The following is a 15,305-nucleotide window of genomic DNA, read 5'->3' on the forward strand; positions in this document are numbered from 1 at the left end:
AGGCTGCCCGGCACTATTTTGTGACAAAGACTACACTTTATTCTTCGCACGACGAAAAGGAGAGCGCGCACAGTATGTCACAAAAACCGCAAGGATTTTCATTAAAAGTCCTGACGATCAATACGCATAAGGGTTTCAACGCCTTCAACCGTCGCTTTATCCTGCCAGAATTGCGAGATGCCGTTCGGGCCACCTCAGCGGATATTGTTTTTTTACAGGAGGTGATGGGCAGTCACGCCGTCAATCAGCTGCAGATTGAAAACTGGCCTGACACACCTCATTACGAATTTCTGGCTGATACCATGTGGAATGATTTTGCCTATGGCCGCAATGCCGTCTATCCCGAGGGACACCACGGTAACGCGGTGATGTCCCGCTTTCCCATTGTGGAGTATGAGAACCGGGATATCTCCGTCGAGGGTACGGAGAAGCGCGGATTGCTGCACTGTAAGGTGACCCTCCCCCATCGCGATATGACGCTGCACGCCATCTGCGTGCATCTGGGGCTTCGGGAGGCACACCGTCATGCGCAGTTGAAGATGATGTCTGAACTGATTAACAGCCTTCCCGCCGATGCGCCAGTCATTGTGGCGGGTGACTTTAATGACTGGCAGCAAAAGGCTAACAGGATCCTGCATCGGGAGGCGGGCATGGAGGAGGTATTTAGCCGGCATTATGGTCGCCCGGTCCGAACCTTTCCCGCCCGCTTTCCGCTGCTCCGGCTGGACCGCATTTACGTGAAAAATGCCGCGGTCAGCCACCCACAGACTATACCGCTCCGGCCCTGGTCGCACCTGTCCGATCATGCCCCTCTGGCCGTGGAGATTCATTTATGAAAATGCATTGGCGTGAAGGTAATCGTCTGAAACTGCTGGAAAATGGTGAAAACTATTTTCCCCGCGTGTTTGAGGCTATTCGTCGGGCGAAAAACAGCGTGCTGCTTGAAAGCTTTATCCTCTTTGAGGATGAGGTGGGTAATGAACTGCATCAGGTGGTTTATGATGCGGCAAAACGCGGCGTGAGAGTCGAAATGCTGCTGGACGGCTATGGCTCCAATAATCTGTCGGAAAACTTTACCCACCAGCTAACCGCCGCGGGCGTACGCTTTATCTATTACGATCCCCGCCCGCTGGTGCTAGGCATGCGCACTAACATCTTCCGACGCCTGCACCGTAAAATCGTCGTTTGCGATAATGAGATTGCCTTCGTCGGCGGTATCAATTTCTCCTCGGAGCATAACACCAGCTATGGTCCGGCAGCCAAGCAGGATTATGCCGTTGAGGTGAAAGGTCCGATCGTTGAGGACATTGCCCTGTTTGTGCAGCAGGCTATCAACAGCGAACAGGTCACGCGCCGCTGGTGGGGGGGGCGCTCCCATCGTTCGGCCCAAAACACCACACCCGGCGACGCTCAGGTCCTGTTTGTCTGGCGCGACAATGACGAGCATCGTGACGATATAGAACAGCACTATATTGATATGCTGCGCGAGGCCAAAAAAGAGGTGATTATCGCTAACGCCTACTTTTTTCCCGGCTACCGCCTGCTGCGCGAGATGCGCAACGCTGCTCAGCGCGGCGTTTCCGTTAAGCTTATCGTGCAGGGCGAGCCGGATATGCCGATTGTGAAGACGGGTGCCGAGCTGCTGTACAACTTTCTGGTCGAAGGCGGCGTGGAGATTTATGAATACACCCGGCGCCCCCTGCACGCCAAGATTGCCGTGCAGGATACCCACTGGTCTACCGTTGGCTCCAGCAACCTTGACCCGCTAAGCCTGTCTCTGAATCTGGAAGCCAACCTGATTATCCACGACCACACCTTTAACGAAGTCATGCGCGGCACGCTGAATCATCTGCTGACGCAGGACTGCCGACGCGTGCAGAAAAGCGAACTGCCGAAGAAAAACGGCTGGCAGTTTATGAAGAGCATGCTGGTGTTTCACTTCCTGCGCCATTTCCCGGCGATTGCAGGCTGGCTGCCCGCCCATACGCCAAAGCTGGCGCAGGTTACCGCGCCTGTGAAATCGGATCAGGCTGACTCCCCGGTACAAAGCGAACTGGAAACCCAGGATCGCGTCAAACCGGAGCATGAAACCATCAAACCGGAGCATGAAACCATCAGACCGCAGCATGAAACCATCAAACTGGAGCATAAAACTGTGAAGCCTGAGCATGAGCATGAGCATGAGCATGAGCATGAGCATGAGCATGAGATTGTGAAGCCTGAGAACGAAAAGGTAAAACGCTGATGCCGCAATCGCACCCTCGCTGGCGATGGATAAAGAAGATCCTTACCGGGCTGTTTTTTGTCGCCGTGGTTGTGCTGCTGGTGATTTATGCCCGTAAGGTCAACTGGCACGATGTGGCAGAGGTGATCACCCACTATAACCGGCTGGCCATTCTCTCCTCGGTCGCGCTGGTGATCGTCAGCTATCTGACCTACGGCGTGTACGACCTGATTGGTCAGGCCTACTGCGGGCATCGTTTGCAAAAGCGCCAGGTAATGCTGGTCTCCTTTATCTGCTATGCCTTTAATCTGACGCTCAGTACCTGGGTTGGCGGCGTGGCGATGCGCTATCGCCTTTACTCACGGCTGGGGCTGGACGGCAGCACTATTACGCGTATTTTTTCGCTCAGCATCGCCACCAACTGGCTGGGCTACGTGCTGGTGGCGGGCGTGGTGTTCAGTATGGGTCTGGTGCCTGTCCCGTCAGGCTGGTTTATTGGGGAAGGCACGCTTAGAGCGACAGGCGTCTGCCTGCTGGCGTTTGTGCTGGTCTATCTGGCATTTTGCGCTTTTTCACGCCGGCGGCGCTGGACGGTAAAGGGCCATACGCTGGCACTCCCTTCTCTGCGTATGGCACTGCTACAGTTCAGCGTATCCAGCGCAAACTGGCTGGTCATGGGCGCTATTATCTGGCTCCTGCTGGGGCAGAGAGTGGATTACCCGCAGGTACTGGGCGTGCTGCTCATCAGCAGTATCGCGGGGGTGATTATTCATATCCCAGCCGGGATCGGCGTGCTGGAAGCGGTATTCCTGGCGCTGCTGAGCGGTGAACACCTTACGCACGGCGCGATTATTGCGGCGCTGCTCGCCTACCGGGTGCTCTATTTTATCGCCCCACTGCTGCTGGCGCTGGTGCTTTATCTGTGGCTGGAGAGCCGCGCGAAAGCCCTGCGGCAAAAGAACCAGCAGGCGATGCAAAAAACCTGACGCGGGAATGGAAGAGTCATCGCCATCGGCAGGTACAAACCTGTCGGGGCGTTGATACACAGAAAAGACGTGCCTGATATCCGGATGATGGCCGCACGATAAGCGATAAAAAAGAGGTGCCAGCTGCAAGGCGGACACCTCTTTTATTACCACGCTGCCTCAGGCAGCAGGTTCTTACCTTAGCAACACCATGCTAACGCTAACAGAACAGCGCCTGCTCAGGCAGCATGGGTGCCGTCTTAGCGACGGTTGCCGAAAATACGCAGCAGCATCAGGAACAGGTTAATGAAGTCCAGATACAGCGTCAGCGCACCCATGATTGAGTAACGACGCAGATTCTCTTTGTCCTCAACGTTGATGCCTTCACCAATATTTTTTAGCTTCTGCGTGTCATAGGCGGTCAGACCCACGAACACCAGCACGCCAATATAGGTGACGGCCCACATCAGCGCCGTACTCTTCAGCCAGATATTCACCACCGACGCCAGCACAATACCAATCAGCGCCATAAACAGCATGCTGCCCATACCGCTCAGATCGCGTTTAGTGGTGTAGCCCCAGAAGCTCATGGCACCAAACATACCACCGGCTACCAGGAAGGTGCTGGCGATGGAAGAGTAGGTATAGACCAGGAAAATACTCGCCATGGTCAGCCCGGTAAGCGCTGAATAGAGCATAAACAGCCCGGTTGCCGCCGCTCCGCTCAGCTTGTGCACCATACCTGACAGCACGAACACCAGGCCAAGCTGGACAATAATCAGGCCAAAGAAAGTAATGCGATTAGCAAAAACCAGTTCCATAACGGCAGGCGTATTGGCCGCAAACCATGACACAAACGCCGTCAGCAGCAGGCCGCAGGTCATCCAGCCATAGACTTGCGCCATGTAGGTCTGAACGCCACTGCTGGCCTGCGATACGATTGACCCATTAGAGCGTGGGTATCGATCCATGATTTTCTCCTTATTCTCACGTGAACGGAATTACCACAAGGTAACCGCAAGTCTGGCACAGTCCGGGGAGATTAAGCCAGCCCCGCACTCACCTTTTTCTTTACCCTGGAACCCCTGCCGTACGGTCAGACTGCAAAATCGGTTCCGCCGTGCTTAAAGAAGCGCCAGTTTATGCCGATAGAACGTACACAGGGAGATCGCTAAACAGGAAGTCTGCTTATGCTGCACCTTTTTACGCCGGGGAACCTGAATGAAAACGCAATCAAACCATAAACGGAAGATGAGCACCCGCACGCTGATGCTCGTGACCGGGGCGCTGACCATCACGCTCGGCTTTACCATTACCATTGGCCTGCTGAGCTGGCAGTCAGCCAGGCAGCAGCGCATGCTGGCCGGAGAGTATCTGGGGCAGATTGCCGAAAGCCAGGCCCTCAGCGTGCAAAAAGAGCTGGATTATGCCCGCACGGTAGCAAAAGACCTCGGGCAAAGCCTGATTGCCCTGCCGCCCTCCGGCATAACCGACCGTGCCACTGCTGAAAATGTGATGAAATATTCGCTTAAGCAGAATCCCGACTACCTCTCGATGTCGGTGATCTTTGAAGCGAACGCCTGGGATGGAAAAGATGCAGAGATCGCCAAACTGCCCGGTGCCGCGCCGCAGGGCCGCTTTGCACGCTTTGTCGATCGCGATAAGTCCGGTAACTTTGCGATGCATAATCTGAACTCTTTTCTCACGCCAGGCCAGGGGGACTACTACCTTATCCCGCAAAAACGCCAGAAAGATGTGTTAATTGAACCTTATACCTACGCCTACAACGGCGTCGATACCCTGCTCACCTCCGTTGCCGCCGTGATCGTCGACGATGGCAGGCTTAAAGCGGTGGTCACCTCAGATATTTCTCTCGCCTCGCTGCAAAAAACCATCGGGGCCATTCACCCCTGGCGGGGAACCGGCTATGCGCTGCTGATTTCTCATGGTGGGCTGGTGGTCTCCGGCACCGATAAAGCGCAGACCGGGAAGCCTTATACCGGAAGTCGCGGGCCGCGAACGCAGGCTATTGTGGAGCATTACGACAGCGCGCTGGGGGAGAAGGTGCTGGAGACCTGGCGTCCGGTGACCATTGGTAACAGCGACAGCCCCTGGTATCTGGGGATTGTCGCGCCGGTGAGCGCGGTGATGGCGGAAGCAAACCGTCAGCTTTACTCTGCGCTAATTATGATGCTGCTCAGCATCATAATCGTCTGTACCGTACTGGGTCTGCTTTTCAGCCGTAAAGTTGCCAGGCCGATTGGCGGGGAACCTTTGCAGGCGGCAGAGATTGCGCTGGGCGTCGCGCGGGGGGACCTGAGCGCGGCCATTCCGGTTGCGGCCCAGGATCGGCAGAGCATCTTCTTCGCCATGCACACCATGCAGCAGCAGTTGCGTACCATGGTGGGGGAAATTATCTCCGCCAGCCACGCGGTAAGACAGGGTGCCGGAGAGATTGCCACCGGTAATCTGGATCTCGCCTCGCGGACCGAACAGCAGGCCGCGGCGCTGGAAGAAACGGCTGCCAGCATGGAACAGCTCACCGCCACCGTGAAGCTCAATGCGGATAACGCGCATCAGGCGACCGCCCTCACCAGCACCGCGACGGATATCGCCAGGCGCGGCGAGGATCTGGTACTTCAGGTGGTGCAGATTATGCAGCAGATCGACGACAGCTCGCGTAAAATTGGCGCTATTACCAGCATCATCAACGGTATCGCTTTCCAGACCAATATTCTGGCGCTGAATGCGGCGGTAGAAGCGGCGCGCGCCGGAGAACAGGGCCGTGGTTTTGCCGTGGTGGCCGCCGAGGTCCGCAGCCTGGCCCAGCGGAGTGCCAATGCGGTAAAGGATATTTCCGCGCTGATTGGCGAATCAACCCAGCGCGTGGGCCAGGGCGTTTCTCTGGTGCAGGATGCCGGTAAAACGATGCAGGAGATGAGCGCGGCGGTGGACTCGGTAAAAACCATTATTACAGAAATTGTCCACGCCTCTGACGAGCAGTCGCAGGGTATTGGTCAGGTGACGGTGGCGGTTAACCAGATGGATGGCGCTACCCAGCAGAACTCGGCGCTGGTTCAGCAAATGTCGGCCGCCGCTGCTTCGCTGGAAAATCAGGCGAAGCAGCTGGCGGAGACGGTCGAACGCTTTCAGCTGGGTGCGGGTTAGCTGCGGGTGACCACGTCCGGCCGCTTGTGGCCGGGCGTATCACTGCGCTATTTCGCCCGCTCGTGGCCGGACGTGTCACTGCGCTATTTCGCCCGCTCGTGGCCGGACGTGTCACTGCGCTATTTCGCCCGCGTCAGACAGCGTTGATAGCGTCCGTCGACCCGCTGGGCATACCAGGCGGTGGTGAGATTACGGGTGATTTTCGGGCTTTCCAGCTGGATGCCGGGCAGCCTTTCACGCGGCAGGCGCACGCCGGCATTTTTATCGGCCAGGGTGAACACCTTCTCCCATAGCGCGCTTTTCTCAAATGCCAGGGTTTCCCCCTGCTCCAGCGCGCGCCGGATACTGCTATTGCTCATGTCCAGCTGCCTGCTGAGGGTGCGGACGGCCAGCTCAGTGGCGCCCGGCGTGTCTGAACCATAGCGGATCACATCGCCATCCAGCGCCAGCTTAATGCCGGTGAGCTGCGCCACGGCGGCCTGGAAAGCCGCGTTGCGGCTGGCGTACCAGCCCGCATTGAAATCGGCAAAGCGATAAAGCGGCCTGCTGTAGTGGGTGGGATACCCCAGCAGGTGGCGGGTGCCAAACCAGACTCCGCCGCGCCGGGTAAATACCTCATGGCGCAGCGTACCGTCGACCGGATAAGGGTAGCCTTTTGACTGCGCCTCCGCGAAGTCAATACTCACCTGCATCGGCCCACCAGTGTGGATAGGGTTCAGATTGCCAAACAGCCTCTGTCCCATCGGAGCCATATTGATAAAGTCATCGAAAATGGCGCTCAGCTCTTTTTCACTGCGCACGTGATCCAGCCGCCAGGCGTAGCTTTTTCCGCTGGGTGAGTTAATCATCAGCGCGGTACGGACCACAAAGGCTGGAATATGCAGGCTGGCGGCGCGCCGGTCAATCTCACCCCAGGCGATTTTAGGCAAGCCCGCCACCGTGGCATCAACATTGAAGTTGGACTCCTGATCGGTCACCGCAATGACCGCACAGAGATTTTCGGAAGAGGCATCAATGCCCTGGCTGTTGAAGGCGGCAAAGATATCGTTTGCCCAGCCCTGCCTGTCGTTCACTCCGGCGGGGATCAGCCGGACAATCTGCGCTTTGACGTCGGCGGGCCGGCGCTCGGGAAGGTTTTTGTGCGGCTGGCTGCTACAGCCTGCCAGCACCAGCAGTGCCAGCAGCAGTCCGCGCTTCAGGGGGGAATGGATCATGACTTTCCTTGTGGTTTATTTCCAGCGCGAGGCAGCCTGGTGGTCGCTATCGCGGGATTCAACCCAGCGGTCGCCGCCGGGCGTGGCTTCACGCTTCCAGAAAGGCGCTCGGGTTTTAAGATAGTCCATAATAAACTCGGCGGCGGCAAAGGCGCTGCCACGATGGGCTCCGCTTACCCCTACCATCACAATTTCATCACCGGGAAACAGTTCGCCAGTGCGGTGAATTACCGTTACGCGCTGCATAGGCCAGCGCTCACGCGCCTCGGCGACAATTTCTGCCAGCGCCTTTTCCGTCATCCCGGGATAGTGCTCCAGCGTGAGCGCCGAGACGTTATCGCCGAGGTTATGGTTGCGCACCTTGCCGGTAAAGGTCACTACGGCGCCATCTTCATCACAGGCTGCCAGCCAGCGGTACTCTTCTGCCATATCAAACGGGGCCTGGCCGACCCGGATCCGCGTTTCCATTTATCCTCCGGTGACCGGTGGAAAAAAAGCCACCTCATCACCATCCTGAAGCGGATGCTGAGGCGCCACCAGCGTTTGATTCACGGCGGAGAGCAGCTTACCGGTGGTCAGCGCCAGCGCCCAGCGATCGCCGCGCTGAGCCAGCGCAGCCCGCAGCGCCTCAACCGTGGCGTACTCCTGCGGCAGGCTCAGGCTGTCGGTGCCGGTTAACTCGCGGACCTGGGCAAAAAACAGCACGTTAATCATAGTCAGCCGCCCTGAAGTCACCCGACTTGCCGCCGCTTTTACTCAGCAGTCGACAATGCTCGATGGAGATATCCTTCTGCACCGCTTTGCACATGTCGTAGATAGTCAACGCGGCGACCGACGCCGCAGTGAGCGCTTCCATCTCTACGCCCGTTTTACCGGTCAGGCGGCAAAGGGATTCAATTCTCACCCGCTGCCTGGCAACGTCAGCCGTTAAGGTGACTTCAACCTTGCTCAGCAGTAGCGGATGGCAGAGGGGGATCAGCTCCCAGGTGCGTTTCGCCGCCTGGATACCGGCAATGCGCGCGGTGGCAAAGACATCGCCCTTGTGGTGGCTGCCATCAATAATCATCTGTAGCGTATCGGCATGCATCAGCACAAAGGCCTCTGCCCGGGCTTCGCGTACGCTCTCCGTTTTGGCGGAAACATCCACCATATGCGCCTCACCGGCGGCATTAATATGTGTGAGTTGTGACATCTGTTCAGGGCTTCTTTACGTGTGAAACAAAGTTGCAGGGACGGGTGCGGGCATCAAGCTGATCCTGAATAATCCGTTCCCAGGCGCTCTGGCAGGCCCCGGTCGAGCCGGGTATGGCCAGAATTAGCGTCTGATTCGCCATGCCCGCGACCGCGCGCGACTGGATGGTTGAGCTGCCGATCTCCTCCCAGGAGACCATGCGAAACAGCTCGCCAAAGCCTTCAATTTCGCGATCGAACAGCGGCAGTAGCGCTTCCGGGGTGCTGTTTTTGCTGTTAAAGCCCGTGCCGCCGTTGATCAACACCACCTGCACGTCCGAACTGGCGATCCAGCTGGAGACCACCGCGCGGATGCGGTAGCGGTCGTCTTTTACAATGGCCCGATCGCAGACGCGATGGCCTGCCCCGGTCAGCGCCTCACGCAGATAGTCCCCGGAGGTGTCACTGGCGGCGTCGCGGCTGTCAGAGACGGTGAGGACCGCTGCGTTAAGCGGGATGAATTCTGCTGTGGGTTTACCCATGTTGAGCTCCTTACTTAACCGCCGATAAATGAGAGATTCTGCGTAATACCGGTGTTGCCCTGATGCAGGAAGTGCGTCTGCTTTTTGGTTCGCAGGCTGGCCGCAATACGCGCCTGCAATGCATCCTGCTGATCGTCGCTATGCAACAGATCGCGCAGCGACACGCCGCCGTCGCCAAACAGGCAGAGATGCAGCTTACCGACCGCCGAGACGCGCAGGCGGTTACAGCTGGCACAGAAATCTTTTTCATAAGGCATGATCAGGCCAATTTCACCCTGATAATCGGGATGGGTGAAGACCTGCGCCGGGCCATCGCTTCGCGCGCGCGACTGACGAACCCAGCCCTGGAGCAGCAGACGGTCGCGGATCACCTCGCCGGAGATATGGTGCTGACGAAACAGCGCCCCGCCCTCGCCGGTTTCCATCAGCTCGATAAACCGCAGCTGGATGGGCCGGTCACGGATCCAGTTGAGGAATGTCTCCAGGCTGTTATGGTTGATATCGCGCATCAGCACGGTATTCACCTTCACCTTGCTGAATCCCGCATCAAAGGCGGCATCAATCCCACTCATCACCTGATGAAATTTATCCTGCCCGGTAATGGCATGAAACTGGCGGGCATCCAGACTGTCGATGCTGACGTTGAGCGCGGTCAGCCCGGCGGCGCGCCATGCAGCGACATCGCGGGCCAGCCGGTAGCCATTGGTGGTGACCGCCAGCTGGCGGATGGCGGCGTTCTCGCGAACGGCAGCGATAATGTCGGTGAAGTCGCGGCGCAGCGAAGGCTCACCGCCGGTAAGGCGGACTTTTTCCGTCCCGGCTGCCGCGAAGGCACGGGTCACCCGCCGGATTTCATCCAGCGTAAGGAAGCTTTTGTTGGTTGTACCCTGAGGCTTATAGCCGTCGGGCAGGCAGTAGCTGCAACGAAAATTGCAGACGTCAGTGATCGACAGACGCAGATAATAAAAGCTGCGGTCGAAGCTATCAGTAAATTGTTGCACCAGAACACCTTTCCAATTCGGGAGATGCAGGCATTTCTTTCTGCACCCTGGCAACGTAGCGTTGCGGCCAGGGCACCCTATCCAAAGACGTAGGTGCCAGGGCTAAGTGTGGTCTACCGACACCGGTAAACCATGGTTTGTAAATTCTACCGCTAAACCCTCCGGGATTCCAACATCATCTTTCGCTATGTATTTTGATATATAACGTATTTTAGCCGCCTGTTCCCTGCCAGTTTAGGGTAAAATGGCACAAATGCATGTGGCCCGTTTCGGGTCAATAAACCGCTTCAAAACAGAAGGAATTTTATGCGTAATCGCACACTGGCCGATCTCGATCGCGTGGTGGCTATCGGTGGCGGGCATGGTCTGGGTCGCGTAATGTCTGCGCTCTCCCCACTTGGATCGCGGCTTACCGGCATCGTCACCACCACCGATAATGGCGGTTCAACCGGGCGCATTCGTCGTGACGAAGGAGGCATTGCCTGGGGCGATATGCGTAACTGCCTGAATCAGCTGATTACCGAACCGAGCGTGGCTTCTGCCATGTTTGAGTATCGCTTTGCCGGTAACGGCGAGCTGGCCGGACATAACCTCGGTAACCTGATGCTGGTAGCGTTGGATAACCTCAGCGTGCGCCCGATTGAGGCCATTAATCTGATCCGCAATTTGCTCAAGGTAGATGCGTTTCTGATCCCCATGTCAGAGCAGCCGGTGGACCTGGAAGCCATTGATGAAGAGGGGCAACGGGTGCACGGCGAGACGGAAATCGATCGGATGTGTCGCCCCCCCTGCGAGCTGATGCTCTCTCCTGCGGTGACGGCCACCCGCGAAGCGGTTGAGGCCATCGCCGAGGCCGATCTTATCCTGATTGGGCCGGGCAGTTTTTACACCAGCCTGATGCCGGTGCTGCTGATGCCCGATATGGCACAGGCGCTGCGCCGTACGCCGGCCACGATGGTGTTTATCGGAAATCTGGGTAAAGAGCTGAGCCCTGCCGCCGCTCAGCTCACGCTGGCCAACAAGCTGGCAATTATGGAAGAGTACATCGGTAAAAAGGTCATTGATGCCGTTGTCGTCGGCCCCGGTACCGATACCCACAATATCACCGATCGCCTGATTATCCAGGAGCCGCTTGAGGCGGCAGATATTCGCTACCGGCACGACCGACAGCTGCTCCATATTGCGCTGGAGCAGGCTATTCAGTCGATTGTTTAAGCGGAAAGCGGAAGCATGCTATTCATTCGATTGTTTAAGCGAAAAGCGGGAGCATACTTATCAGCCAATGGTTTAAGCGAAAACGCGCGGCTAGGAAGCCGCAATAAAGAGCTCGCGCGCCTCGTGTAGCCGATCGCGTACGCGCGCGGCCTCCTCGAACTCCAGGTTCTGCGCATGCTGCTGCATCTCCGACTCCAGCTCGTGGATCTTCTTTTGCAGCGCCTGCGGCGTCATTGCCAGGTAAGGGCTGTCGTCCTCAACAACAGGATGGGAGGTTTTGCCGCCGCGCCCCCGGGTTTTGGTCTTGTTAATGCCCTGCCCCAGCTCAAGAATATCGGCGATTTTCTTGTTGAGACCCTGGGGTACGATGCCCTGCTCCTTATTGTGCAGCTCCTGCTTTTCCCGACGACGCTCGGTTTCACCAATCGCCCGCGCCATGGAGGGCGTAATTTTATCGCCATACAGAATTGCCTTACCGTTAAGGTTTCGCGCGGCACGGCCGATGGTCTGGATCAGCGAACGCTCGGAGCGCAGGAAGCCCTCTTTGTCGGCATCCAGTATCGCCACCAGCGACACCTCCGGCATATCCAGTCCTTCCCTCAGCAGGTTGATCCCCACCAGCACGTCAAACTTGCCCAGCCGCAGATCGCGGATAATTTCCACGCGCTCCACGGTATCAATGTCCGAGTGCAGATAGCGAACGCGCTCGCCGTGCTCTTCGAGATACTCGGTAAGGTCTTCCGCCATCCTTTTGGTCAGTACCGTCACCAGCACGCGCTCATTGATCACAGCGCGCTTGCGGATTTCAGACAGCAGGTCGTCAACCTGGGTACCGACCGGGCGCACCTCAATCAGGGGGTCGAGCAGCCCGGTAGGACGCACCACCTGGTCGATCACCTCACCGCCCGATTTCTCCAGCTCGTAATTGCCCGGCGTGGCAGAGACGTAGATGGTCTGCGGTGCCAGCGCCTCAAACTCTTCGAATTTCATTGGGCGGTTATCCAGCGCGGACGGCAGCCGGAAACCATACTCCACCAGCGTCTCTTTACGCGCCCGGTCACCGCGATACATCCCCCCGATCTGCGGAATGGTGACGTGTGATTCGTCAATAACCAGCAGCCCGTCGGCAGGCAGGTAGTCAAACAGGGTCGGGGGCGCTTCGCCCGGACCGCGCCCGGAGAGATAGCGCGAGTAGTTTTCGATCCCCGAGCAGTAGCCCAGCTCGTTCATCATTTCAAGGTCGAACTGGGTACGCTGGGTGATGCGCTGCTCTTCCAGCAGCTTGTTGTTTTCCAGCAGAACGCGTTTGCGGTCAACCAGCTCCACTTTGATCTCTTCCATCGCCTGCAAAATGCGCTCGCGCGGCGTTACATAGTGCGTTTTGGGATAGATGGTATAGCGAGGGATCACCGATTCGATCTGCCCGGTCAGCGGGTCAAATATTGACAGCCGTTCCACCTCTTCGTCAAACAGCTCTACGCGCAGGGCATAGTCATCGGACTCCGCCGGGAAGATATCGATCACCTCGCCGCGTACCCTGAACGTCCCGCGCTGGAAAGCCTGATCGTTGCGGGTATATTGCAGCTCGGAGAGCCGACGCAGGATCGAGCGCTGGTCGATCACCATACCCCGCGTCAGATGCAGCATCATTTTGAGATAGAGGTCGGGATCGCCCAGACCGTAAATGGCCGACACCGACGCCACCACAATCACGTCGCGACGTTCCAGCAGCGCTTTGGTCGCTGACAGGCGCATCTGCTCGATGTGCTCATTCACCGAGGCGTCTTTCTCAATAAAGGTATCGGAGCTGGGCACATAGGCCTCAGGCTGATAATAGTCGTAGTAGGAGACGAAATACTCCACCGCGTTATCGGGGAAAAACTCTTTCATCTCGCCGTAAAGCTGCGCAGCGAGGGTTTTGTTAGGTGCCAGCACCATAGTCGGGCGGTTCAGATCGGCAATGACATTGGCCACGGTGAAGGTTTTGCCCGATCCGGTCACCCCCAGCAGGGTTTGATGAGCCAGCCCATCCTCCAGCCCCTCTTCAAGACGGCGAATAGCCTCAGGCTGGTCACCTGCTGGCTGGAAATCGGAGTTGAGTTTAAAGACTTTGCTCATTGGATTGCTACCTGATGATAAATGCTCGCGGACAGGAGATTAATTTTACTCTGCCGTGGCGATTTTGCCAGCAAAAAAGACTGGATATATCCACAGTTATTTTGCATGATGAAGTGAACCTGTTGTTAAGTCCTTATAGATAACCGGTTAAATACTTAATCAAACAGGGAATAGTGAGGTTATCCCCAGAAGGGTCTGCCACTTTAACATTTGTCAAGCGTGGCTGACAAAATGCGGGAAGCGCGCGACCGGTTTTTTTATCCTGCTTGATTTTCATCAAGTCGTTGATAGTGTTATGCATTCACCGTAAGATGAGTTTCACAGCAACTCGTGCCCAGGCCGCGCTGGCTCTCGCCTGGCGTGAGTTTTAAGCCGCTCATGCACATGGTTATCCACAGGAATGGTGGATAACTGATTTGAGCGCCCGAACCGTCTGCTGTGTATAAAGCTGCGCTGCCGGTAAAAAAGGATGCTAAAAATTTTTTTTTGCTTTTTTTCACTGTCAATCTTCAGCATTGGCATGATGAGAAAGCATAGTTTTGGTGCCGCCGCCAGCCCTGGTTACCCCTTATTTACTTATATCCTTTCCCCTCTCACTGCTTCTCAGACAGGCAACTGCACCATCACCAGCCTGCACGGGGCACCGCCGCAGTGCAGCACCAAATCACTACCGGTAATTATTAAATAAACATTACCAATAACCGCAGCAAAATGCCTGTCGGTATCATGATTGCGTGCAGCACTTAACAACCTGGCCTGTCAATTGCAAGACACTACGGGAAGCAGGTCAGCACCCGGCGCGCTCCTTACACCAGAACGAAGCTCAGAGCCGCAGGTTTCTTATACAAGGCATTGAAGACTGTTTGACAGACGACGGAGAGCGGATGCAATCAGGTGCGATCGATAACTGTCTGAAGGAGAGTGTCAGATGCTCAGCTTACGTTCAATTAATCAGTTTTACGGACAAAACCATATTTTGTGGGATGTCGATCTCGAATTACCGCCTGGCACCTGCACCGGCGTGCTGGGCCGCCCCGGCATGGGCAAAACCACCCTGGTTAACTGTATTATGGGTAATCTGCCCATCAACAGCGGCTCGATTATCTGGCAGGAGGGGAGCCTGCCGCCGCAGGATCTGCTGCTGCAGCCCGTAGAACAGCGGGCCGCGCTGGGGATAGGCTATGTTCCGCAGCGGCGTCAGCTCTTTTCACAGCTAAGCGTGGAGGCCAATCTGCAAATCGCGCTGCTTGCCGGTGCGGGTCCCGACAGGCATCGGGCCATCCCTCCGGTGGTGTACGATCTCTTTCCGGCGCTCTGGTCCCTGCGCCACCAGCGCAGCGGCGATCTGCGCGCCGATCAGCAGCAACAGCTGGCCCTGGCGAGGGCGCTGGTGCTGGAGCCCAGGCTGCTGATTTTGGATGAACCGATGGAGGGAATGTCCTCCTGGCTGGAGGAGGAGATGGGCAATCTTATCCACCGCCTTAACCATGACTTCGGCCTGACCATCCTGCTGCTTGAACAGCGCATCTCGTTTATCCGCCGGGTGGCCGACTACTTTCTCCTGCTGCACCAGGGGCGCAACGTGGCGCACGGCACCGTTGCTCAGCTTGATGAGAATATGGTTAATACCTGGCTGGCGGTCTGAGCGCCCGGTAGCGGCGCGTCATACCGCTCCAGCATGCTGCCAG

Annotated in this window: 14 protein-coding genes, 1 pseudogene and 1 riboswitch; of the genes and pseudogenes, 6 read left to right on the plus strand and 9 right to left on the minus strand. The window is 57.0% G+C overall.

The window, feature by feature from the left end; translation table 11 throughout:
* The first annotated feature begins 74 nt into the window (after positions 1 to 74).
* From AC4PCC_RS14080 to AC4PCC_RS14090, 3 genes and pseudogenes are all read left to right on the plus strand, one after another.
* Positions 75 to 836 carry an endonuclease/exonuclease/phosphatase family protein gene (locus AC4PCC_RS14080; protein WP_492124928.1) on the plus strand — a complete coding sequence of 254 codons (762 nt, stop codon included), beginning with the start codon at positions 75 to 77 and terminating at the stop codon, positions 834 to 836.
* Positions 833 to 2,098 (plus strand): annotated as a pseudogene (gene clsB / locus AC4PCC_RS14085) (cardiolipin synthase ClsB); the annotation flags it as partial. The gene AC4PCC_RS14080 and the pseudogene clsB, both read left to right, overlap by 4 nt.
* 146 nt (positions 2,099 to 2,244) lie before the next feature.
* A complete protein-coding gene (locus AC4PCC_RS14090) occupies positions 2,245 to 3,210 on the plus strand; it encodes a lysylphosphatidylglycerol synthase domain-containing protein (RefSeq protein WP_492124929.1) in 966 nt (321 codons plus the stop codon).
* A gap of 239 nt (positions 3,211 to 3,449) precedes the next feature.
* Here AC4PCC_RS14090 and AC4PCC_RS14095 read toward each other — a convergent pair whose 3' ends face one another.
* Positions 3,450 to 4,160 carry a Bax inhibitor-1/YccA family protein gene (locus AC4PCC_RS14095; protein WP_067702533.1) on the minus strand — a complete coding sequence of 237 codons (711 nt, stop codon included), beginning with the start codon at positions 4,158 to 4,160 and terminating at the stop codon, positions 3,450 to 3,452.
* A gap of 250 nt (positions 4,161 to 4,410) precedes the next feature.
* On the opposite strand from AC4PCC_RS14095, the gene AC4PCC_RS14100 reads away from it, so the two are divergent.
* Positions 4,411 to 6,357 (plus strand): methyl-accepting chemotaxis protein, encoded by a 1,947-nt coding sequence (locus tag AC4PCC_RS14100; protein WP_492124930.1) that lies wholly within the window; start codon positions 4,411 to 4,413, stop codon positions 6,355 to 6,357.
* Between the two features lie 119 nt (positions 6,358 to 6,476).
* Here the strand turns inward: AC4PCC_RS14100 and AC4PCC_RS14105 are convergent, their stop codons facing one another.
* From AC4PCC_RS14105 to moaA, 6 genes are all read right to left on the minus strand, one after another.
* Complete coding sequence (locus tag AC4PCC_RS14105) at positions 6,477 to 7,571, minus strand: DUF1615 domain-containing protein (protein ID WP_492124931.1); 1,095 nt, start codon at positions 7,569 to 7,571, stop codon at positions 6,477 to 6,479.
* 15 nt (positions 7,572 to 7,586) lie between these two features.
* The gene (gene moaE, locus AC4PCC_RS14110; RefSeq protein WP_067702524.1) at positions 7,587 to 8,039 is read right to left on the minus strand and encodes a molybdopterin synthase catalytic subunit MoaE; all 453 of its coding nucleotides are present in this window, start codon (positions 8,037 to 8,039) and stop codon (positions 7,587 to 7,589) included.
* Positions 8,040 to 8,285, minus strand: a complete 246-nt coding sequence (gene moaD / locus AC4PCC_RS14115) for a molybdopterin synthase sulfur carrier subunit (protein WP_067702521.1) — start codon at positions 8,283 to 8,285, stop codon at positions 8,040 to 8,042. It abuts the gene before it with no gap.
* On the minus strand, positions 8,278 to 8,763 hold the full coding sequence (moaC, locus tag AC4PCC_RS14120; protein WP_492124932.1) for a cyclic pyranopterin monophosphate synthase MoaC: 486 nt from the start codon (positions 8,761 to 8,763) through the stop codon (positions 8,278 to 8,280). Before moaC ends, moaD begins: the two co-directional genes overlap by 8 nt.
* A gap of 4 nt (positions 8,764 to 8,767) precedes the next feature.
* On the minus strand, positions 8,768 to 9,283 hold the full coding sequence (moaB, locus tag AC4PCC_RS14125) for a molybdenum cofactor biosynthesis protein B (protein ID WP_492124933.1): 516 nt from the start codon (positions 9,281 to 9,283) through the stop codon (positions 8,768 to 8,770).
* A gap of 14 nt (positions 9,284 to 9,297) precedes the next feature.
* Entirely contained in the window at positions 9,298 to 10,287 is a 990-nt protein-coding gene (moaA, locus tag AC4PCC_RS14130; RefSeq protein WP_492127530.1) for a GTP 3',8-cyclase MoaA, read from the minus strand.
* Positions 10,274 to 10,405, minus strand: a riboswitch (molybdenum cofactor riboswitch). (Overlaps the previous gene by 14 nt.)
* 185 nt (positions 10,406 to 10,590) lie before the next feature.
* On the opposite strand from moaA, the gene AC4PCC_RS14135 reads away from it, so the two are divergent.
* Positions 10,591 to 11,499, plus strand: a complete 909-nt coding sequence (locus AC4PCC_RS14135) for a gluconeogenesis factor YvcK family protein (protein ID WP_492124934.1) — start codon at positions 10,591 to 10,593, stop codon at positions 11,497 to 11,499.
* Positions 11,500 to 11,589: 90 nt separating this feature from the next.
* On the opposite strand, the gene uvrB is transcribed toward AC4PCC_RS14135, so the two are convergent.
* Both uvrB and AC4PCC_RS14145 read right to left on the minus strand, forming a co-directional pair.
* On the minus strand, positions 11,590 to 13,617 hold the full coding sequence (uvrB, locus tag AC4PCC_RS14140; RefSeq protein WP_067702504.1) for an excinuclease ABC subunit UvrB: 2,028 nt from the start codon (positions 13,615 to 13,617) through the stop codon (positions 11,590 to 11,592).
* A gap of 293 nt (positions 13,618 to 13,910) precedes the next feature.
* Positions 13,911 to 14,117 carry a hypothetical protein gene (locus AC4PCC_RS14145; protein WP_345831184.1) on the minus strand — a complete coding sequence of 69 codons (207 nt, stop codon included), beginning with the start codon at positions 14,115 to 14,117 and terminating at the stop codon, positions 13,911 to 13,913.
* Positions 14,118 to 14,545: 428 nt separating this feature from the next.
* Here AC4PCC_RS14145 and AC4PCC_RS14150 point away from each other — a divergent pair, with 428 nt between their 5' ends.
* A complete protein-coding gene (locus AC4PCC_RS14150) occupies positions 14,546 to 15,262 on the plus strand; it encodes an ATP-binding cassette domain-containing protein (protein ID WP_067702498.1) in 717 nt (238 codons plus the stop codon).
* The last annotated feature ends 43 nt before the right edge of the window (positions 15,263 to 15,305 follow it).

Source organism: Erwinia sp. L03-1, from assembly GCF_058686115.1.